The sequence below is a fragment of the Actinosynnema pretiosum genome (assembly GCF_002354875.1).
GTDB classification, from domain to species: domain Bacteria; phylum Actinomycetota; class Actinomycetes; order Mycobacteriales; family Pseudonocardiaceae; genus Actinosynnema; species Actinosynnema auranticum.
Window position 1 is genome coordinate 3,285,583 of sequence record NZ_CP023445.1, and the last position, 20,010, is coordinate 3,305,592.

Genomic DNA, 20,010 nt, shown 5'->3' on the forward strand with positions numbered 1-20,010 from the left:
CTCGGCGTCAGTAGACCGGCCGGGTGGTGTCCCCGGCCAGACCCCGGTCCCAGGCGGGCACCGGCGGGCTGTAGTCGATCATGTGCGGCACCACCACGTCGAGGTACCTCGGTCGTGGGTCCTCCGCGAAGTCGACCACGGCGGCCCGCAGCTCCTCCAGCGACGTCACCGCCGTGCCCTCGACCCCGTTCGCCCGCGCGACCAGCGCTGCGTCCACCGGGCCGGGGTCGACGCCGAAGTAGCGGCCCCCGGTGTACAGGTGCTGGAGCATCTTGATCCAGCCCATGCTGTGGTTCGTGAACTGGACGAACAGGACGGGTAGGCTGAACCTGGCCGCCGTCTCCAGCTCGCCGCACGCCATCGCGAAGCTCCCGTCCGCCGTCACGCTCACCACCCGCGTGCCCGGCAGGGCCTTGGCGACCCCGATCGCAGCCGGGATCGCGTAACCCATCGGCCCGTGCCCGCGCGGGATCACCACCTTGCGGCCCGCCCGCGCCTGCGGCCAGAACGCGGCGGTGTTCGGCGTCGGCGTGCCGGGGTCGGCCACGACCACGACGTCCTCGCCCAGCAGCTCGTGCAGCAGCTCCACGACCGCCCTTGGGTACAGCACGCCCGGCGCGTGCTCACCGCCCTCGGTGCGCGGCGTGGCGTTCCCGCGCGCCTGTGCGACGGCCTCGGCCCGCTCGCGCAGCGCCGCCTCGGGCGTGGGCTCCAGCGCGGCCAGGAGCTGCCCGAGCACCGCGCGGCAGTCGCCGACGAGCGCCGTGGAACCGGGGAAGTTCCGCCCGGCCCGCGCCGCGTCGACGTCGATCTGCACCACGGCCTGCCCGGTGCGCGCGGGGGCGGTCCACGAGTTGGTGTCGGTGGCGTTGCCGCGCGTGCCGACCAGCAGCACCACGTCCGCCGCCGCGACGTGCGCGTTCGTCCCAGGCTGCCCGGAGTTGTTGCCGACCAGGCCCAGCCACCACGGGTCGTCGGTGGCGACCGCCCCGCGCCCGTGGATCGTGCCCGCCACCCCCGCGCCGAGCCGCGCCGCCAGCTCGGCGACCTCGGCGTGCGCGCCGGACAGGTGCACGCCGCCCCCGGCGACCACCACCGGCCGCTCGGCGCCCGCCAGCAACCGGACCGCCTCGGCCACCGCACTCGCGTCGGCGAGCGGGCGCTCCGCCGGGACCACCGCCGTCGTGACCGGCGCCGGTGCGGAGGTCAGCTCCTCCAGCACGTTCTCCGGAACGATCACCGCGACCGGCGCGGGCCGCCCGCTCACCGCGACCCGCAGCGCCTCGGCGACCGCCCCCGGCACCTCGTCCGCGCTCTCCACGACGGTGCGCCACTTGGTGACGGCGGTGAACAGCGCCACCTGGTCGATCTCGGTCAGCGCCCCGGTGCCCCGGCTGGACGCGTGGATGTCGGAGGTGATCAGCAGCACCGGGATGCCGGACGCGAACGCCTCGCCCAGCCCGCCGACCACGTAGGTGGTGCCGCCCCCGCTGGACACCTCGACCACGCCGACCCGGTTGGTCACCCGCGCGTACCCGTCGGCCATCGCCGCCGCGTGCCGCTCGTCGCGGGCCAGGACGTGCTCGATCTCGTCGGTGCGGTGGAACAGCGCGTCGTACAGCACGACGCCGGTGTCGCCGGGAACGCCGAACAGGGTGGTGACCCCGTGGGCGATCAGGGTCTCCACGAGCGCGTCCGCGCCTCGGCGGGGAGTGGTCTGCGGGGTCGTCACTGCTGTCCTCCGGGGGAGCGGTCGGGCGCGGGGTGCTGCGGGGCGGGGTTGGCGGGGACGGCGTCGGGCGCGTCACCGGGCGCTCCCGCCACCGCGACGGTCACGGGGCGGTTCGCGGCGCCAGGCGGGTCGTCGAGCGCGTGGGCGGGTCCGGTGGTGAGGTCGGGCGGGTCGGTGGGCGCGTCGGGCGCCCGCTGACCGGCTGCGGTCCCAGAGGTCGCGCTGCCGTCCCGGACCGTCGCGCCACCGCCCTCGGTCGTCGCGCCACCGCTCCCGGTCGCCTGGGCGGTCCCGGTGCTCAGCCCGCCGTCCCCGCTGGCGTCCTCGCCGGTCAGCGCGCCAGGAACCAGGTGGTGCCTGGCCAGCCCGGCCAGCAACCGCGCCGCGTCTCCCAGCAGCGAGTCGTCGAAGAACGCCCGAGGCGAGTGGTTGCCCGCGGGCCTGCGGTCCGGGCCGACCGCGCCCGGCGCAGCCGCCCCCAGGTACCCGTACGCGCCGGGAACCCGCCGCAGCACCTCGGAGAAGTCCTCCGACCCGGTGCGCGGGTTCGCCAGCTCGGCGTACCGCTCCGGCCCGAACAGCGCGGTCGCCGTCGCGGCCAGCACCCGCGCCGACGCGGGGTCGTTGACGGTCGGCGCCATGACCTCGCGCACCACCACCTCCGCCGTCGCCCCGAACGCCGCCGCGACCCGCTCGGCCACGCGCGGCAGCTCCAGCGCGACGCGCGCGGTCGTGGCCTCGGAGAACGTGCGCACCCCGGCCCGCAGCACCGCACGCTCGGCGACCACGTTCGGCGCGCTGCCCGCGTTGAACTGCCCGACGGTCAGCACCACCGGGTCGAACGCGTCGAACGCCCGGTCCACGTGCGTGTGCAGCGCCGACACGACCTGCGCGGCGACCGGGATCGCGTCCAGTCCCTCGTGCGGGCGCCCGCCGTGCCCGCCGCGCCCGGTGACGGTCACCTCCAGCACGGTGTACGCGGCCATGATCGGCCCCGGCCTGGTCAGGAACACGCCGTGCGGCAGGTCCGCGATCACGTGCAGCGCGTACGCCGCCGACACCGGCCCGGCGACCTCCAGCGCGCCCTCGGCGAGCATCGCCCGCGCCCCGCCGTGCCCCTCCTCGCCGGGCTGGAACAGCAGCAGGACGTTGCCGTGCAACGACTCCCGCCCGGCGTGCAGCAACCGCGCCGCCCCGACCAGCGCGGCGGTGTGCAGGTCGTGCCCGCACGCGTGCATCGCCCCGTTGGCGGAGGCGAACTCCAGCCCGGTGTCCTCGGTGATCGGCAGCGCGTCGGTGTCCGCGCGCAGCGCAACCACCGGACCGGGGTGGGCCCCGCGCAGCACGGCCGCGACCCAGCTCGACCCGGTCCCGGTGGTGACCTCCAGGTCGAGGCCCTCCAGCGCGCCCAGCACGATCCCGGTGGTGACGGGCAGGTCCAGCCCGACCTCGGGCACGGCGTGCAGCTCGCGGCGCAGCGCGACCAGCTCGTCCAGCAGGACCCCCGTCCCGTCCTCCAGCGCGACCCCGGCGGTCAACGAGCCCGAGAACCCCTCCGCGGCAACGGGTTCGACGCTCACGGCCGCTCCCCGGCGCGCAGCGCGGGCAGCACGTCCGCGACCACCTCGTGGAACACGTCCGGGTCGTGCGGCCCCTGCAGCGGGAACGGGAACGCGAACTCGGTGATGCCCACCTCCGCGTACCGGCCGACGGTCTCCCGGAACGCCTGCACCGACGTCCACGGCGCGTCCCGCGTGAACCCCAGCATGAACCCGCGCCGCACGGTCCCCGGATCGCGCCCGATCCGCTCGCACTCCTCGTCCAGCGCCCGCGCCCGCCGCGCCGTCACCGCGAGGCTCTCGTCGGCGGTGAGCTGCTGCCCGCGCGCGAGCTGGCTGAACAGCGACCCGTAGGTGTGCCACACGTCCGCGTGCCGCGCCGCGACCGCGATCGTCGACCTCAGGTGCGCCGCGATCAGCAGCGGCGGACGCCCGGCGACCGGTGGGGGAGCGGACACGCCCCTGGCGCTGTGGTGCTCGCCTGCCAGGTCGTACGAGCCGCCGTCGAGCACCGCCCGCACCACGGCCGCGTACTCGCCGAACCGCGCGGCCCGCTCGTCGGGAGCCAGCGGCGCGATGCCCGCCGCCGCCTCGTCCTTGGGGTTGCCGCCCGCGCCGAGCCCGGTGGTGAACCGGCCGCCCGACACGTGGTCCAGGGTGATCGCCTGCTTGGCGAGCACGGTCGGGTTGCGCATCCCGATCGCGCTGACCAGCGTGCCGACCTCCACCCGCTCGGTGGCGGTCGCGACGCACGCGGCCAGCACCCACGGGTCGAACCGGGGCCTGGTGGGGTTGCCGTCCGCGTCGAGCGCGCTCCACAGGTGGTCGCCCGCCCACAGCGCGTCCCAGCCGTCGGCCTCGAACCCGCGCCAGCGCGCCACGAGCTCGCCGATCGGCGCGGCCTCGTAGGTCATCAACCCGAACCGCAGCGCGCTCACGCCACCCCACCTCCCAGGCCCGCCTCGGCGAGCACCTCGTCCAGCACCTGCGCGGTCACCGCCCCGGCCGTCCCGGCCCGGCGGTCGGCCTCCAGGTACAGCGCGCGGTAGGTCGCGGGCTGCGAGGCGGGCGCGACCCGCCCGAGCACCACGTCCACCAGCCGCCGCTGCGACTCCTGCGGCCAGCGGGCCTCGTACGCCTCGCGGGCCTCGCCGAACGCGAACTCCGCCCCGAGCGCTCGCAGGGCAGTGCTCCCGCTCTCGCCCGGATCGGCGTCCGCCGCCCCGAGCCCGCCACCGCCGGGCGTCTCGACGCGCAGCACGTCCCCGCGCCGCAACGTGATCGTCCCGACCCGCCCCAGGTCCCGCTCGTCCTCGGCGCCGGGGTTGAGCACCGCCCGCCCCCGCGCGCCCGGCTGACCGCCGCCCACGCCCCAGGGCTGGTGCACCAACCGCTCCAGCCCGCGCACCGCGAACGTCACGTCGTCGCGCAGCGACCGCATCTGCACCACGAGCCCGTCCCCGCCGGGGAACTCGCCCGCGCCACCGGAAGCCCGCCGGTACCGGTACTCCTCCACCAGCACCGGGACGTCCGCCTCCAGCACCTCGTTCGGCACGTTCCGCAGCCACCCGCCCATGTAGCTGGTGCCGTGCAACCCCGCCTGCCCCGGCCGCCCGCCGGACCCGCCGGTGAGCGGCTGCCCCACGGACACCCGCCGCCTGCCGGTCGCCTCGTCCACGTGCGAGATCGCCGCGATCGCGACCCCGCCCGCCCCGGTCGCCGACGCCGCCTCGGGCCTGGCCTGCGCCAGGCAGCCCACGACGCAGTCCATGATCCGGAAGAACACCGCCGCCCTGACCCCGCACGGCGCGCCGGGCCACGGGTTCACCACCGACCCCGGCGGCAGCGCGGCGGTCAACGGCCGCACCAGCCCCGAGTTGTACGGCACGCCCTTGTCGCGCGAGTAGAACCAGTTCACCAGCGCGAAGGCGAGCATGTAGTGGCCGGGTTCGCCGCCGGTGTGCAGGTTCACCGCCTCCAGCACCTGCGGCGAGGTGCCCTCGAACGACAGGTGCGCCCCGCGCCCGGACACGGTCAGCTCCAGGTTCAGCCGGGTCGGCGGCACCACCGTGCCGCGCTCGCCCTCCACGCCCTCGACGTAGTCGGTGAACGCGTAGGTCCCGTCCGCCAACTCCTCGATCATGTCCCCGGCGCGCTGCTCGGCGGTGTCGAGCAGGTCCGCGATCGCGTCCCGCACCGCCGCCACGCCGAACGAGCCCGCGACCTCGTCCAGCCGCCGCTGCGCCGTCCGAAGTCCGGCGACCTGCGCGTCCAGGTCGCCCAGGTTCTGCTCGGGCACGCGGGTGTTGCGCGCCACGAGGTCGAACACGGCCTGGTTGCGCCGCCCGCCCTCCACCAGCCGCACCGGCGGGATCAGCAGCCCCTCCTGGTGCAGATCGGTGTGGCCCCAGTCGATCGAGCCGGGGACCGTGCCGCCGATGTCGGAGGAGTGCACGAAGCTCACCGCGTACGCGACGACCTCGCCGTCCACGTGCAGCGGGGCCCACGTCCACAGGTCGGGCAGGTGCGTGACGAGCCCGCCGGTGCGGTCGGGGTCGTTGCTGAGCCCGACGTCGCCGGGTTGGTACGGGGCAAGGGACTCCAGCGCGGCGCGCGCCGGGATGCCGATCATCAGGTTGCCGGAGATGCGCCGGGGCGCGGCGAACACCTCGCCGTCCGGGGTGACCAGGCAGGTGCCGAAGTCCGCGGTCTGCTTGACGAAGACGCTGAAGCTGGTGCGGCGGATGTTCTCCGCCATCTCCTCCACGATCGCCGAGAAGCGGTGCGCCAGGATCTCCAGCACGACGGGCGAGCTACGCACGGGCGGCCTTCCTCTCGGCGGGGGTGACGGCGATCCGCAGGTTGCCCAGCCCGTCGACGACGGCGCGGCACCCGGACGGCACGAAGATCGTCGTGTCCGGCGCGGACACCACCGCGGGGCCGACGAGTTCGGCCCCGGTGGCCAGCGAGCTCCTGCGGTGCACCAGCGCGGGCACGGCCACGCCGTCCTCGATCACGGTGTGCGGCAACGACTCCGCGTCGCCGCTCGCCCGCCACGGGGCGCGCGGCAGCTCGGCGGTGGCGGCCAGCACCACGCGCACGCTGCGCACGTCCAGCTCGCCGGGACCGGGGTCCACCGCGTAAGCGCGCCGGTAAGCCTCGGCGAACCCCTGGCGCAGTGCGGGAACACCCGGTTCCGCGTCCTCGGGCAGCGACACGGGGAGCGTGAACGACTGGCCCACCAGCTGCACGTCCGCCCAGCGCGTGACGCGCACGTCCGGGTGCAGCCCGTGGTCCTGCTCGCCGTACCAGGCCAGCGCGCGGGTCTCCAAGCCGTCCCAGGCCTTCCGCAGCTCGGCGTCGTCGGTGGCGCCGCCGATCGGCGCGACCAGGTCCACCCGCATGTCGGTGGCCAGCGCGCCGTACGCGCACAGCGTGCCGGGCGAGGCCGGGACGACCACCTCCGCGACGTTGAGCGCCCGCGCCAGCAGCGCCGCCTGCACCGGCCCCGCGCCGCCGTAGGCGACCATGGTCAGCGCGGACGGGTCCACCCCGTGCTGCGCGCACAGCGGCACCAGCTGGGCGTGCATCATCGCCGTGGCAACGGAGACCGCGGCCTCGGCGGCCTGCTCCACGGTCAGCCCGAGCGCTTCCGCGACCGGGGCCATGGCCGCGCGCGCCGCGCCCACGTCGATGGTCAGCGCGCCCGCCGCGAAGTCCGCCGGGTCCAGGTAGCCGCACAGCACGTACGCGTCGGTCAGCGTCGGCTCGGCGCCACCGCGCCCGTAGCAGGCCGGCCCCGGACGGGCGCCCGCGCTGCGCGGCCCGACCTTGAGCACCCCGGCCCGGTCCACCCGCACCACCGACCCGCCGCCCGCGCCGATCGAGGACACCTCGACCGACGGGATGATCAGCGGGAACTCGCCGATGACGCTCTCGGTGGAGTACGGGACCTCCCCGCGCACCACCGCGCAGTCCACGCTCGTGCCGCCCATGTCCATGGTGACCACGTCGCGCAGCCCGGTGTCGGCGGCCAGCCGCACCACCCCGGCCACCCCGCTCGCCGGACCCGACAGCAGGGTCTCCACGGCCGCCCGCAGCACCTGGTCCGGCTCGTGGTCGATCGAGGCGACCCCGCCGTTGGAGCGGGTGATGTGCAGCGGGCACACCAGACCGGCCTCGCGCAGCGCCGTCGACAGGTGCGCCAGGTAGCCGCCGAGCGCCCGCCCGACGTGCGCGGCCAGCACCGCCACGGTGGCGCGCTCGAACTCCTTCTCCTCCGGCCACAGCAGCGCCGAGCAGGCCACCGGCAGGTCCGGGAACGCCTCGGCGATCGCCGCCGCCGCGCGCCGCTCGTGCTCGGGGTGCTTGTGCGAGTGCAGGAACGCGACCGCGACCGCCTCCACGCCGTCCGCGACCAGGTCCCGCACCGCCGCGACGACCTCCGCCGGGTCCAGCTCGTGCTCGACGGCGCCGTCCGCGCGGTGCCGCTGCCGGATCTCCCGCACGTCGCGCTGGTCCACCAGCGGTCGCGCGGGTTCGGCGAACATGTCGATCGGGTCGTCCAGGCGCAGCCGCCCGATCGCCAGCAGGTCAGGGAACCCGGCGGTGACCAGCAGGCCGACCCGCGCGCCGGAGCGCTGGAGCACGGTGTTGAGCGCGAACGTCTGGCCGTGCGAGAAGTGCTCGACCTGCGCGGGCGAGACCCCGGCGCGCTCCAGCACGCCGAACACGCCCGCCACGACGGCCCGCGCCGGCTGCGCCGCGTCGGAGGGCACCTTGTCGGTGATCAGCTCGCCGGTGGCCGAGTCGGCGAGGACGACGTCGGTGAACGTGCCGCCGACGTCGACGCCGAGGCGGTAGCGGCGGGTGGGCTCGATGGTCATGGCCGTCCTTCCCCGGAGGAGTTCCTGCTGCCCGCCAGGCCCGATCCCCGCACGCCCAGCGCCGCCAGCGCCGCGACCGCCAGCGAGGCGACGATCATCAGGCTGGACACCGCCGACGTCGTCGGGTCCTGGTTCTGCTCCAGCCGCAGGAAGATCGCGACCGGGAGGGTGGTGACGTCCGCGGGCATCAGGAACACCGAGGTGTCGACCTCGTCGAACGAGGTGAGGAACGCGAACACCGCCGAGATCACCAGCGAGGTGCGGATCTGCGGCAGGGTGACCCGGAAGAACGTGGCCACCGGCGAGGCGCCCAGGTCGCGGGCCGCCTCCTCCAGCGCCGGGTCCAGCCCCGCGAGCCCCGCGCCCACCAGCGACACCACAAAAGGCAGCAGCAGCAACGTGTGCGCGAACGCCACCCCGCCGACCGTGCCGTACGCGGAGGGCAGCAGCGAGGCGTAGAGCACGAAGAAGCTGAACCCGGTCACCACGCGCGGCAGGCTCAGCGGCGCGACGAACACCGTGCGCAGCAGGCCCGCGCCCGGCACGTCCAGCCGGGCGATGGCGTAGGCCGCCGGGACGCCCAGCAGCAGCGAGAGCGCGGTGGCGATCGCCGCCACCTGCAACGAGTACTGCACGCCGATCCGGAACGGCTCGTACGCCAGCGCGGTGCGCACCCACTCCAGCGTGAACCCGGACGGCACGCCGGTCAGCACGTGGTCGGTGCTGACCGAGGCCACCACCACGACCAGCAGCGGCAGCAGCACGAACACCACGCACGCGAGCGTGAAAGCCCCGCGCAGCAGGGAAACCGGCTTCACCGCGCCACCGCCCTCGACCGACCGGACGCGAGCCGGGTCAGCAGCGTGAACGCGGTCAGCACCACCAGGGTCAGCGCCAGCAGCACCACCGCCTGCACCGCCGCGAGCGGCCAGGCCAGCTGCTGGATGTTCTGGTAGATCGTCTGCGCCAGCACGGTGACCCGGCCGCCGCCCAGCAGCGCGGGCGTGGCGAACGCGCTGATGGTCAGCGCGAACACCAGCTGGGCGCCGCTCAGCACGCCGGGCAGCGTCAGCGGCAGCAGGACCTTCGTGAAGCGCCGCACCGGTCCCGCGCCCAGGTCCGCGGCGGCGGGCGCGAGGTCGGCCGGGACCGACCGCACCGACGCCAGGATCGCGAACAGCGCGAACGGCAGCTCCACGTGCACCAGCGCCACGACCACGCCCGGCTCGTGGTAGAGCCAGCCGTCGAACGCGTCGCCGAACACCCCGCCCGGCCGCAGCAGCATCGCCCAGCCGTAGCTGCGCACCACCACGCTCACCAGGATCGGCGAGAACACCACGAACAGCACCGCCGCCGCCTGCCACGGGCGGCGCATCGTGTGCACGCACCAGGCCAGCGGGTAGGCGATCAGCACGGTCAGCAGCGACACGGTCAGGCCCAGCCGCATCGTCACCCCGACCACCGACCACAGGTAGCCGTCCGACAGCGCCACCCGCCACGTGCCCAGGTCGAACGGGGCGAACAGGGTGCTGGTCTGCTCGGTGCGGGTGCTGTAGGACACCAGGAGCGCGACGATCGAGCAGAACGCCAGCACCAGGAACGCGGTGCCGGGCGCGAGCAGGAGCGCGGCCAGCCGCCGCCGGGGCGCGCTCACCCGGCCGCACCCGGCTCGTCGCGCAGCCGCAGCACGTCGCCCGCCGCGAAGCCCACGCCGACCAGCTCGCCGGGCCGCGCCGAGCTCTCGCCCGGCGGCAGCTCGACCAGCAGCTCCCGGCCGGCGCCCGTGACGACGGTGACCCGCAGGCTGCGCCCGGTGAACCCGGTGGTGCTCACGCGCCCCGTGCCGCGCGCGTCCGGCGAGTCCGGCTCGACCAGGCGCAGCGACTCGGGCCGCACCGCCAGCGCGTCGAACCCGGCCGCGTCCACGCCCGCGAACCGCAGCCCGTCCACCTCGGGGGCGGCCGAGCCGTCGGTGGCGAACACGTTGTTCTCGCCGATGAACCCGGCGACGAACCGGCTGCGCGGCGCCGCGTACAGCTCGCGGGCGCTGCCGCTCTGCTCCACCAGGCCCCGGTTCATGACCGCGATCTCGTCGGCGATCTCCATCGCCTCGGCCTGGTTGTGCGTCACGCACACGAACGTCGTGCCGGTCTCCTGCTGCCACCGGCGCAGCTCGCGCCGCATCCGCAGCTGCAGCGCCAGGTCCAGCGCGCTCAGCGGCTCGTCGAGCAGCAGCACGTCCGGCTTGAGCACCAGCGAGCGGGCGATCGCGACCCGCTGCCGCTGCCCGCCGGAGAGCGTGGCGGGGGAGCGGCCCGCGAACTCGGTCATCGCCACCAGGTCCAGGATGTCGCCCACCCGCCTGCGCGCCTCGGCCTTGTCCCGCAACCGGTCCGGGCCCGAGCGCAGCCCGAACGCGACGTTCTCGGCCACGCTCAGGTGCGGGAACAGCGCGCCGCTCTGGAACACCAGGTTGGTGGGCCTGCGGTGCGCGGGCGTGCGGGTGTGGTCGACGCCGCCGATGACGACCCTGCCGCCGTCCGGGACGTCGAGCCCGGCGACGATCCGCAGCAGCGTCGTCTTGCCGCAGCCGGACGGGCCGAGCAGGCAGTGGAAGGTGCCCGCCGGGATCGTCAGCGACACCCGGTCCAGCACGGTCGTGCCGTCGAAGCGGCGGGTGACGTCGGTGATCTCGACGGAGCTGGCGGTCGTGGACTCCGGGGTTGCTGCCATGGGGGCGCCCGTCATGTCAGATGTTGGCCTTGACGTCGTTGTTCCACGCGGTCGTGGCGTCCTTGAGGCTGCCGACCAGCGCGTTCCAGTCCAGCTTGATCGCACCCTCCACAGTGGACAGCTGGAAGCTCGGGCGGTCGGCGTGCTCGGGGGCCAGGGTCGCGCCGTCCACCAGCGGGATCGTGCCCGTGGCGGCGCAGTACGCGCTCACCCGCGCCGGGTCGAACAGGTCGTTCATCAGCTTCGCGGCGGCCTGCACCTGCGCGTCCGTGGAGCCCTTGACGATCTGGAAGCCCTCGGGGAACGCCATCACGCCCTCCTCGGGCACCGCGAACCCGATGGGGTCGCCCGCCTTGATCCACGGCTCGGCCACGCCCTGGAAGCCGGGGGCGATCACGACCTCGCCGGAGACCAGCTGCTGGCGCAGGGCGTCCAGCGAGGAGATGAAGCCCCGGAACTGGCCGTCGCGCGCGGCCCGGCCGAACACGTCGATGCCGGGCTGGAAGTCCGCCTCGCTGCCGCCGTTGAGCTTGGAGATCACCGGGAGCGCGTTGACGCTGAACGACGGCGCGTCCCAGGTGGTCACCTTGCCCTTGTGGGCGCTGTCGAACAGCTCCATCCAGCTCTTGGGCGGACCGTCCGGGAAGGCTTTCTTGCTGTACACCAGGCCCATCGCGTCCATGACCAGGTACGCGCCCTTGCGGTCGGCGATCCGGTAGGCGCTGTTGACCTTGTCGGCGTTGGTGACCGAGTCCGGCACCGGCAGCCACAGGTCGCTGGCGCTGCCCTGCGCGAAGCTCTGCGGGTTGAAGAAGCCGAGGTTCAGCAGCGGGTTGTCCGGGTTGATCTGCACCGACGACACCAGCTTGGGGAAGGTGTCGGCGTTGGTGCCCTCGATGTAGCTCAGGTCGACGCCGTTGGCCTTGGCGAACGCCTCGCCGACCTGCTTGGGCACCGTGCCCTGCGCGCCCGCCCAGTGGAACATCGTCAGCTTCGTGGCCCCCGACGGCGAGGACGGGGACGAGCCGCCCGGCGTGCCGCAGGCGGCCAGGCCCGCCGCGAGGCCCGCGAAGGCCGTCGCGCGGAGGAAGCTCCGCCGGGACGGGGAGAAGTTGTTCATGCCGGACCTCCTCGGGACACCCAGCCGTGCGCGACGGACGGCGGGGGACGGCGAGCCGCCCGAGGGGAACTTCGCATACGAATTCGTATGCGAACAAGGGTGAACCGGGTTCATCTCAAAGGGTGAGAGAGCTGGCGGCCGAACGTCGCGTGAGCTAGGTGGCAAGCCGATAAGCTGCGGAAACGCTGTCGTCACTCCCGCACCCGCGTGGCAGGGTGATGTCACGCACGGGTGAACCGCACGAGTCGCGCGCCGCCGCGCCCTGTGATCGGGGGCACAGCGCCGGTAGCATCGGTGGCGGCAGCTACCCTGCCGCCTGTGGCACGCGCGCTCGTGATCGGCAACAGCGACGGCATCGGCCTGGCGCTGAGCAGGAGGCTGCTCGCGGACGGCTGGCAGGTGGTCGGCCTGTCCCGCCGAGCCGCTCCCGTCGAGCACCCCGCCTACGCGCACCACACCCGCGACGTCACCGATCCCGGCTACCCGGCCCTGCTCGCCGAGATCGGTCACGTGGACCTGTGCGTGTACGCGGCGGGCGTCGGCGACCTCCTGGAGCTGCCCGACCTGGCCCCGCAGACCAGGGCCCTGGAGGTCAACCTCCTCGGCCTGGCCCGCACCGCCGAGGTCGTGCTGCCCGACATGCTCGCGGCGGGCGCCGGTCACCTGATCGGCCTGTCCAGCCTCGCCGACGCGCTGATCTCCCCGCAGGCGCCCGGCTACGCCGCGTCCAAGGCGGGCATGACCTCGTACCTGCGCGGCCTGGCCGGGGCCGCGCGCGGCACCGGGGTGGCGGTCACCTGCGTCCGGTTCGGCTTCGTCGACACCAAGATGGCGAAGTCCCCGGCGAAACCGGCGCTGCTCACCGTGGACGAGGCCGTGGACGCCCTGCTCCGCTGCCTGCGCACCCGCCCCGCCGTGCTCTCCCGCCCGCGCAGGATGGCGGTGGCGGCCACCGCGCTGCGCCTGCTCACCGCCCTCCGCCGCTGACCCAGGCCGCTGACCAGGGCCGCTGACCCCGGTCGCCGCCCTCCGCCGCTGAGCCGGACCGCCGACCTCGGCCCGTGCGGGACGCGCGCCGCCCCCGGGCCGGCTCAGCGCTTCCCGGTGGCCCCAGTGTCCCCGGCACTCCCGCTGCTCCCGGCGACCTCGGCCAGGATCCGGGCCAGCTCCACCGGCCGCGTCCGCATCGGCCAGTGCCCGGAGTCGACGTCCACGAACTCCACCCGCCGCGCCCGAGCCAGCTCCGGCACGTCCCCGTCCGCGATCCACTTCCGCGCGTCGTCCACCCCGAACTCCGGGCACACCACCACGACCGGCACGGCGAACCGCCGCTCGTCGCGCAGCCGCACCACCCCCAGCGCCACCCCCTCGGGCACCGGGATCGCGCCCTCCTCGATCTCCCGCCGGGCCTCGGCGTCCAGGTCCGCGCTGTCCGGCCCCTCGAACACGTCCCAGCCGGGGAACGGCACCGCCCCGTCCCGCACCTCGAACCCGCTGGTGTAGGTCCCGCCGTCGGCCACGGGGAACCCGCCGACGAGCACCGCCCCGGCCACCGCGCCCGGCCGCGCGTCCGCCGCCAGCCAGGCCAGGCTGCTCGCCGCCGAGTGCCCCACCACCAGCGGTCGCTCCGCCGCGTCCACGGCCGCCACCACCGCGGCCACCTGGTCCTCCAGCGTGGCCGTCCCGTCCCCGATCCCCTGGCCGGGCAGCACCAGCGGCACCGGCCGGTGCCCCAGCGCCCGCAGCTCGGCCGCGACCTCGTCCCACGCGGACCCGTGCAACCACAGCCCGGCGATCAGCAGCACATCCATCGGCGTTCCCCTCACAGCGGTGGACCTTCGGCACTACGGCCCGAACCGTAAGGGCGATTCCGGACGATCCGCTTCCTGTTCACCGAAGGGGTTGATCTAGCCTCGCCGGATGCCGAGCGACACCAGCCCCACCGCTCGCGCGCTGCTCGCCCTGGAGCTGCTCCAGCTCCGCGGCACGACCACCGCCCGGCAGCTCGCCGACCGGCTCGGCGTCACCGAGCGGGCCGCCCGCCGCTACGTCGGCGTCCTGCGCGAGGCCGGCGTGCCGGTCGAGTCCGAGCGCGGCCCGCACGGCGGCTACCGCATCCGGCGCGGCGCGCGCCTGCCCCCGGTCGCGTTCACCCAGGACGAGGCGCTGGGCCTGGTCATGGCCGTCCTGGACGGCCACCCGACCGCCACCAGCGCGGGCGACCCGGTCGGCGCGGCGCTGGACCGCGTCATCCGGGCCCTGCCCGAGCAGGTCGCGCGGCAGGCGGCGGCGCTGCGCGCGCACGCCTCCACCGCGCCCGACCGGTCGCGCGCCACCGTCGACCCGGCCACCACCAGCGCCCTCGTCACCGCCATCGCCGAGGGCAACCGGGTGGTCATCGCCTACGAGAGCGCGGGGGGCCGCCGCTGGGAGACCGAGGTGGACCCGTGGGCGGTCGTCGTCAGGCACGGCCGCTGGTACCTGCTGTGCCACTCGCACCACGCCGACGCGATCCGCACCTACCGCGTCGACCGCGTCCGCGCGATCACCCCGACCCGAACCCCGTCCCGGCCACCGGCGGACCTGGACCCGGTGGCCGTGCTGGAGGAGAACCTGGGCACGGGCTGGGAGTTCCCCACCAGGGTCCGCTTCGACGCCCCGCTGCCCGAGGTCGCCGAGTGGGTGCGCCCGTCCATGGGCAGGCTGGAGGCGCGGGGGAGCGGGTGCGTGCTCGTCGGCAGCACGAGCAACCCGGCGATGTACGCGCAGGAGTACCTCGCGACCGTGCCCTTCGACTTCCGGGTCGAGGGCGGCGACGAGCTGCGGGCCGCCGTCGCCACCGTCGCGACCCGCTTCGCGGCGGCCCTGAAACCGGACGACACCCCGCAGACGCCCCGGTAGCGCACCCGGACCCCGCACGACGCCCCGAGCACGACCACGCGCCCGAGCCCGCAGACCTCGTCCGCGGCTTCACCCCGCGGCCCCGTTCAGCCCCCGTCCACCGTCGCGCTGTCCCGGTCCGCAACTCCGCCCCTGCCCACGGCCCCCGCGTCCCCGTCCCCACCCGAGCGCACCGGATCGTCCAGCGTCCGGAACACCGGCAACCCCAGCGCCACCAGCGCCGTCACCACCAGCACCCCGGCCACCAGCGCCCCCGCCACCTCCAGCCCGGCCCCGGCGGCCACCGCCGCGATCGGCGCGGTGGTCAGCGCGGGCGCGGCCAGCAGCAGCGAGTTCTGCGCCCCGATCACCCGCCCCCGCAGCTCGTCCGGCGTCACCTCGATCGCCAGCACCCCCAGCACCGCCCCGATCGGCCCGTTGGCTGCCCCCAGCAGCGCCGCGCCGCCGAGCACCGCCCACGGCGAGATCATCGCGCCGATCAGCCCGGTCCCGAGCGCCGTGCCGACCATCCCGACCACGAACCACGCCCGCCGCGTCACCCGTCCCGCCGCCGCCGCGTACACCGCGGACCCGACGATCCCGCCCGCCGCGAGCGCGCTCAGCGTCAACCCGGTCAGCCCCGGCAGCTCCTCGCGGGTGAAGTACGCGGGCATGACCGTGGTCTGCAGCGCGGTCAGCACCGCGACGAACACCGCGGACACGACGGTGCTGCCCAGCAGCACCCGGTTGCGGGCCATGAACCGCCAGGACACCACCAGGTCAGCCCCGGCTCGGCGCGGCAACGACCCCTCGCCCGGCGTCACCTCGCCCGCCCGCGGGTCGAGGGCGAGCGTCAGCAGCGCGGCGAGCGCGCTCGTGCCCGCCGTGATCCACAGCAGCGCGGACGACGCCCCGAGCAGCCACACCAGCAGCCCGCCGATGCCGGGACCGGCGAGCACCAGCACCCCGGCCAGCGCCTCGCGGGTGGCGACGAGCCGGTCGAGCGCGGTCTTGGGCTGGTCGCGGACCAGGTTGGGCAGCAGCACCTCGTGCGCGGTCATGCCGGGCGCGTCGACCAGGGCGCCGAGCACGCCGAGCACCAGGAACCAGCCCAGGTCGAGACCCCGCAGGGCGTCGACCACGGGCAGCGCGGCGACCGACAGCGCGGACAGCGCGGTGGCGACCACCGACACCGTGCGCCGGTTGAACCGGTCGACCAGCACCCCGGCGAGCACCCCGACCACCGCCGAGGCCGCCGCCGAGGTCGTGGCCAGCAGCCCGGCCGCCAGCACGTCACCCGTCCGGGCGAGCACCAGCAGCGGCAGCACGACCCCGCCGATGGTGTTGCCCAGCAGTCCCAACCCGTACGAACCCAGGTACACCACGACGTCGCGTCGCACGGTCCCCACCATCCCTCGTTCACCTACCGAACCGGTAGGCAATCTACCAAGATGGTAGGTGGCCTACCGATGTGGTAGGTCGCAAACCGAACCGGTAGGCGGCGGTGTTAGCCTGGTCCGATGCCGAGGCCGACCAAGCACGAGCTCGACGCGGAGATCATCGACTCGGCGGCGAGGCTCTTCGCCCGGCACGGCTTCGAGCACACCTCGCTCCAGCAGCTCGCCGACGCGGTCGGCTACACGAAGGCCGGGCTCCTGCACCACTACCCGAGCAAGAAGGCCCTCTACCGGGCGGTGCTGGAGCGCGGGAACGCCGAGACGCGCGCCCTGCTGGCGCGGATCGACCACCTGCCGCCGGGGGAGGAGCGCGACCGCGCCGCCATCGTCGGCTCGGTCCAGTTCACGATCGACTGGCCCGGCCTGTCCATGCTCTCGATCAGCGCGGGCATGGACAGCGGCCCGGTGGACCAGGAGGAGTTCGTCGAGATGGGCCGGGCCATGCTGGCGATCTTCTGCGTGGACCCGGAGGACTACGACGTGACCCGGTTCATCCGGCTCGGCGTGGCGACCGCGGGCCTGATGTCGATCACCCTGGCCGCGGTGCAGCTCGGTGCCCAGGAGCAGTGGCGCGACCGGATCGTCGCCACGGCCATGGCGGCGCTGGGGCACGGCGAGGGCTGAACCCCCGCCGCCACCCGCCGCGTCACCCCCGCGGCAGCCACCCCGCCACGAGGTCCCGGTCCGCCACCGCGTCCAGCACCCGCTCCCGCTCCGGCCCGGTCAGCTCCAGCCCGCCGAGCAGCCGCCCCCACTCCGGCACCCGCTCCCGCGTGCCCGCGCCCTCCGCGAGGTCGATCAGCATCCCCAGCGCCACCGCCCGCTCCACGGCGGGCGCCCCGTCGCCGTGCCGCTTCAGCCCCGAGTTCAGCGCCCGGAACGCGGCCTTCGGGTCCTGCTTGAACTCGCTCAGCACCCGCGCGTTGTCGAGCACCTTCGCCAGCCCCGCCAACGAGGACGACCCGCCGTACTCCACCTCGGGCTCGTCGCGCTGGATGAAGACCAGCGAGTTCCCCGACGGGTCCACGACGGTGAACCGCGACGCGCCCCGCCGGTACCGCGTGATCCTCGGCACCCCCGTCGACGGCGCCTTCCCGCGCGCCGCGCGCAGCGCCGCGGTGAACGACGCGTGGTACGGGGCCACCGCGTCCACCATCACCAGGCAACCACCGGCGTTCTCCTTCGCGGGGTCCACGACTTCCGGCGCCTTCGCGTAGTGCAGCGCTATCCCGCTCCAGGTGAACACCAGGTACAGGTAGGGCCGCGTCTGCTCGTAGGCGGTCTCGAACCCCAGCGCGCGCCAGAACGCCAGGGTCTCCTCGGCCGACGTGCAGGGCAGCAGCGGGACGGTCGTCTCGTTCGGTCGAACGCTCTCCTCGGGCACGGCAGTGCTCCTCACGGGTCTCGCGAAGGGGGACGGAAGCGGAGTCTGGCAAGGGAAAGCCCTCGCACGCACATGGGAATCGATTCAGCTCCCGCTCTTGTGAGGCGCCCTCACGCGGTGGCCGCTCGACCCGGCCGTCGCGCGCGTGCCCGCCCGCCACCGTCCACAAGCGACTCGATGCGCGTGCTCGCGCGACGCGACCCGGAGGCTTCGGTGTGCCGAAGCGCGCACCGGGGTGGTGCGTGATCTCGGCCGGGGCGGTGGCGGCCGGGGGCAGGGGTGTGAGATTTTGATCTTGTGGTGGTCGTCCCGGCCGTCACGGGCGCGGCGCGGGTCGGTGGACGGTCCCCGCGCGGCGGACCTCGGACGGCGTGGTCGGGGAGTGGAGATGGCGAACATCAAGGGGCTGGGCCTGCTCCTGGGCATGGCTTTCCTGGCCCTGCTGGTCGTTCCCGTGCTGCCGTCCGCCATCGACGACCCCGTCACCACCATCGGCCTCGCCGCCGCGCTGGCCGTCCTGCTGTGCGGCCTGTGGTACCTGGTGGTCCGCGCGCAGCTGTGGCTGGCCGACTTCCTGGACAGCAGGCGCCGGACCCCGCGCAAGCGCGCGCCGCGCGAGGTCGACGACATGACCGCCGCCGCCCAGCGCGGCGCGGCCCCGCGCCGCCGCGGGAAGCCCCGCGCGAAGACCGCCGTGAAGCCCAAGCCCGCCACCAGGTCCCGCACGGCCGCTAAGTCCACCACCAAGCGCAAGCCGTCCCCGCCGAAGCGGTCGACCAGGACCCGCTAGGAGCCGGGCAACTCCGGGAACACGAGATCCGGCTCGCCGTCGGGCGTGATCTCCAGCAGCGGCACCACCTTCCCGGTCGCGCTCCCGTCCTCGCCGTAGGACAGCAGCCCGCTGACGCCGGCGAAACCGTCGTCGTTCCGGAGGGCGTCGAACATCCCGCCGACCGCCGACGCGCTCATCTCATCCTGCTGCGACACCTTGCCCGCCGCCTTCGCCACGGTCCACACCGCGTCGTAGGACAGCACGGTCCCGTCGTCGCCCAGCGCCGCGCGGTCCAGCTCGGGCACGCCGCCCGCGCCGCCGATGAACTGGTCGACCAGGTACCGGTTGGTGCCCGGCGTGCTCCTCCGCAGCGCGTCCAGGCCGGTCACCGCCAGGCTCGTGGCGACGATCCGGACTCCGCTGCCCCTCAGCGCGGACTGGAACCGCGCCTCGCCCAGCTGGCTCTCGGTCAGGCTGTCGTCACCGGTCAGCACGAGCCGCTCCCCGGACCCGCAGCGGTCCAAGGCCAGCCGTTCCACCAGCAGCGCCAGGTCCCTCCCCCGGCCCGCGAAGTACACCACGTCGACCTCCGGCGCGCAGATCGCCTCCAGGGTCGACTCCAGCACCACGATGGTCGTCCCGATGGGCGCGCTGGAGTCGTAGCTCACCCGCTCGCCGACCTTCCCGCCGAGCTGCTCGATCCTGCTCTGGAAACCCTCCGCCAGGCTCGCCGGGTACTTGTCCCCCTCGTTCTTGTCGACCACCAGCACCGCGGTGGGCTCGTTTTCCTCGATCCGGTCGAACGCCCACTCGGCGGCGGCCCCGCCCTGGGCGCGGTTGCTGGGCGCCGGTCGCAGCAGTCCCCTGACGTCGTTGAACTCGTCCGAGGTCAACGACGAGGAGACCATCGGGATCTTCTTCCCGGACAACGCCCTCGCCGCCCGGTGCACGGTCTCCAGGCTCTGCCCCAGGCCGGTGACCGCGACGACCCGGTCGGGGGCGGCCTGCCTGGCGTCGATCCGCCCGACCACCTCCGCCCAGTGCTCGAACCGGTCGCCCGCGTTGGCCAGTAACAGCTTCAGCTTCGGCGTGCTGTCGCTCGAGTTGTGCACCAGCTGCGCCCGCGCCGCCCCGAGCGCGTCGTGCCGGACCTGCTCCGCCAGCTCGAAGCTCTCCTGCCCTGGCGTCATCGCCAGCAGCACCACGACGCTCACCGCGGTCGGCTCATCGGCCACCGCCGCGTTCTGCTCCCGGATCGTCCGCACCACGTCCGCGTACTCCGGCCGCCCGAAGTCGAAGCCGCTGTCGGCGTCCGCGACCCCGACGCACTGCTCGTCCACGAGCACCAGCTCGTCCCGCCCGCCGCAGTCCACCGGCATCGCGCGGACCCCCACCACCACGCCCGCCGCAAGGGCCAGCACGCCGACCACGGCCGCGCCGACCAGCTTCGGCTTGTGCCACCAAGCTCGGGAATCGGGTATCGCCAC

Annotated in this window: 17 protein-coding genes; 4 read left to right on the plus strand and 13 right to left on the minus strand. The window is 74.8% G+C overall.

Features of this window, described 5'->3' with window-relative positions; genetic code table 11:
• Positions 1-7: 7 nt before the first annotated feature.
• From CNX65_RS14360 to CNX65_RS14400, 9 genes are read right to left on the minus strand one after another with little or no spacing between them, the layout of a single operon-like run.
• On the minus strand, positions 8-1,732 hold the full coding sequence (locus CNX65_RS14360) for a thiamine pyrophosphate-binding protein (protein ID WP_096493371.1): 1,725 nt from the start codon (positions 1,730-1,732) through the stop codon (positions 8-10).
• Positions 1,729-3,312 carry a M20 metallopeptidase family protein gene (locus tag CNX65_RS14365; protein WP_096493373.1) on the minus strand — a complete coding sequence of 528 codons (1,584 nt, stop codon included), beginning with the start codon at positions 3,310-3,312 and terminating at the stop codon, positions 1,729-1,731. The genes CNX65_RS14360 and CNX65_RS14365 overlap by 4 nt, the downstream gene beginning before the upstream one ends.
• Positions 3,309-4,229, minus strand: coding sequence for an LLM class flavin-dependent oxidoreductase (locus CNX65_RS14370; protein WP_096493375.1), 921 nt, complete (start codon positions 4,227-4,229; stop codon positions 3,309-3,311). The genes CNX65_RS14365 and CNX65_RS14370 overlap by 4 nt, the downstream gene beginning before the upstream one ends.
• Positions 4,226-6,112 (minus strand): hydantoinase B/oxoprolinase family protein, encoded by a 1,887-nt coding sequence (locus CNX65_RS14375; RefSeq protein WP_096493377.1) that lies wholly within the window; start codon positions 6,110-6,112, stop codon positions 4,226-4,228. Before CNX65_RS14375 ends, CNX65_RS14370 begins: the two co-directional genes overlap by 4 nt.
• The gene (locus CNX65_RS14380; protein WP_096493379.1) at positions 6,105-8,177 is read right to left on the minus strand and encodes a hydantoinase/oxoprolinase family protein; all 2,073 of its coding nucleotides are present in this window, start codon (positions 8,175-8,177) and stop codon (positions 6,105-6,107) included. Before CNX65_RS14380 ends, CNX65_RS14375 begins: the two co-directional genes overlap by 8 nt.
• Complete coding sequence (locus CNX65_RS14385; protein WP_157767643.1) at positions 8,174-8,995, minus strand: ABC transporter permease; 822 nt, start codon at positions 8,993-8,995, stop codon at positions 8,174-8,176. The genes CNX65_RS14380 and CNX65_RS14385 overlap by 4 nt, the downstream gene beginning before the upstream one ends.
• Positions 8,992-9,831 (minus strand): ABC transporter permease, encoded by an 840-nt coding sequence (locus CNX65_RS14390; RefSeq protein WP_096493381.1) that lies wholly within the window; start codon positions 9,829-9,831, stop codon positions 8,992-8,994. Before CNX65_RS14390 ends, CNX65_RS14385 begins: the two co-directional genes overlap by 4 nt.
• The gene (locus tag CNX65_RS14395; protein ID WP_177154655.1) at positions 9,828-10,910 is read right to left on the minus strand and encodes an ABC transporter ATP-binding protein; all 1,083 of its coding nucleotides are present in this window, start codon (positions 10,908-10,910) and stop codon (positions 9,828-9,830) included. Before CNX65_RS14395 ends, CNX65_RS14390 begins: the two co-directional genes overlap by 4 nt.
• Before the next feature lie 16 nt (positions 10,911-10,926).
• The gene (locus tag CNX65_RS14400) at positions 10,927-12,030 is read right to left on the minus strand and encodes an ABC transporter substrate-binding protein (protein ID WP_157767644.1); all 1,104 of its coding nucleotides are present in this window, start codon (positions 12,028-12,030) and stop codon (positions 10,927-10,929) included.
• Positions 12,031-12,348: 318 nt separating this feature from the next.
• On the opposite strand from CNX65_RS14400, the gene CNX65_RS14405 reads away from it, so the two are divergent.
• Complete coding sequence (locus tag CNX65_RS14405; RefSeq protein WP_232519829.1) at positions 12,349-13,017, plus strand: SDR family NAD(P)-dependent oxidoreductase; 669 nt, start codon at positions 12,349-12,351, stop codon at positions 13,015-13,017.
• Positions 13,018-13,121: 104 nt separating this feature from the next.
• Here CNX65_RS14405 and CNX65_RS14410 read toward each other — a convergent pair whose 3' ends face one another.
• Positions 13,122-13,841: an alpha/beta fold hydrolase gene (locus CNX65_RS14410; protein ID WP_096493389.1), complete on the minus strand. Its 720-nt coding sequence runs from the start codon at positions 13,839-13,841 to the stop codon at positions 13,122-13,124.
• Positions 13,842-13,950: 109 nt separating this feature from the next.
• On the opposite strand from CNX65_RS14410, the gene CNX65_RS14415 reads away from it, so the two are divergent.
• Complete coding sequence (locus CNX65_RS14415) at positions 13,951-14,931, plus strand: helix-turn-helix transcriptional regulator (protein WP_096493391.1); 981 nt, start codon at positions 13,951-13,953, stop codon at positions 14,929-14,931.
• 86 nt (positions 14,932-15,017) lie between these two features.
• Here CNX65_RS14415 and CNX65_RS14420 read toward each other — a convergent pair whose 3' ends face one another.
• The gene (locus CNX65_RS14420) at positions 15,018-16,310 is read right to left on the minus strand and encodes an MFS transporter (protein ID WP_232519830.1); all 1,293 of its coding nucleotides are present in this window, start codon (positions 16,308-16,310) and stop codon (positions 15,018-15,020) included.
• A gap of 120 nt (positions 16,311-16,430) precedes the next feature.
• On the opposite strand from CNX65_RS14420, the gene CNX65_RS14425 reads away from it, so the two are divergent.
• Complete coding sequence (locus CNX65_RS14425) at positions 16,431-16,991, plus strand: TetR/AcrR family transcriptional regulator (RefSeq protein WP_096493393.1); 561 nt, start codon at positions 16,431-16,433, stop codon at positions 16,989-16,991.
• A gap of 22 nt (positions 16,992-17,013) precedes the next feature.
• Here CNX65_RS14425 and CNX65_RS14430 read toward each other — a convergent pair whose 3' ends face one another.
• Positions 17,014-17,751: a VOC family protein gene (locus CNX65_RS14430; RefSeq protein WP_096493395.1), complete on the minus strand. Its 738-nt coding sequence runs from the start codon at positions 17,749-17,751 to the stop codon at positions 17,014-17,016.
• A 388-nt stretch (positions 17,752-18,139) separates the two neighbouring features.
• Here CNX65_RS14430 and CNX65_RS14435 point away from each other — a divergent pair, with 388 nt between their 5' ends.
• A complete protein-coding gene (locus tag CNX65_RS14435) occupies positions 18,140-18,541 on the plus strand; it encodes a hypothetical protein (protein WP_096493397.1) in 402 nt (133 codons plus the stop codon).
• On the opposite strand, the gene CNX65_RS14440 is transcribed toward CNX65_RS14435, so the two are convergent.
• On the minus strand, positions 18,538-20,010 hold the full coding sequence (locus CNX65_RS14440) for an ABC transporter substrate-binding protein (RefSeq protein WP_157767645.1): 1,473 nt from the start codon (positions 20,008-20,010) through the stop codon (positions 18,538-18,540). The genes CNX65_RS14435 and CNX65_RS14440 overlap by 4 nt on opposite strands.

Coding starts and splice junctions, on each gene's coding strand:
- CNX65_RS14380 (WP_096493379.1), bottom strand. CDS start 8,177: ATGACCATCGAGCCCACCCGCCGCTACCGCCTCGGCGTCGACGTCGGC.
- CNX65_RS14435 (WP_096493397.1), top strand. CDS start 18,140: ATGGCGAACATCAAGGGGCTGGGCCTGCTCCTGGGCATGGCTTTCCTG.
- CNX65_RS14415 (WP_096493391.1), top strand. CDS start 13,951: ATGCCGAGCGACACCAGCCCCACCGCTCGCGCGCTGCTCGCCCTGGAG.
- CNX65_RS14400 (WP_157767644.1), bottom strand. CDS start 12,030: ATGAACAACTTCTCCCCGTCCCGGCGGAGCTTCCTCCGCGCGACGGCC.
- CNX65_RS14395 (WP_177154655.1), bottom strand. CDS start 10,910: ATGGCAGCAACCCCGGAGTCCACGACCGCCAGCTCCGTCGAGATCACC.
- CNX65_RS14425 (WP_096493393.1), top strand. CDS start 16,431: ATGCCGAGGCCGACCAAGCACGAGCTCGACGCGGAGATCATCGACTCG.
- CNX65_RS14410 (WP_096493389.1), bottom strand. CDS start 13,841: ATGGATGTGCTGCTGATCGCCGGGCTGTGGTTGCACGGGTCCGCGTGG.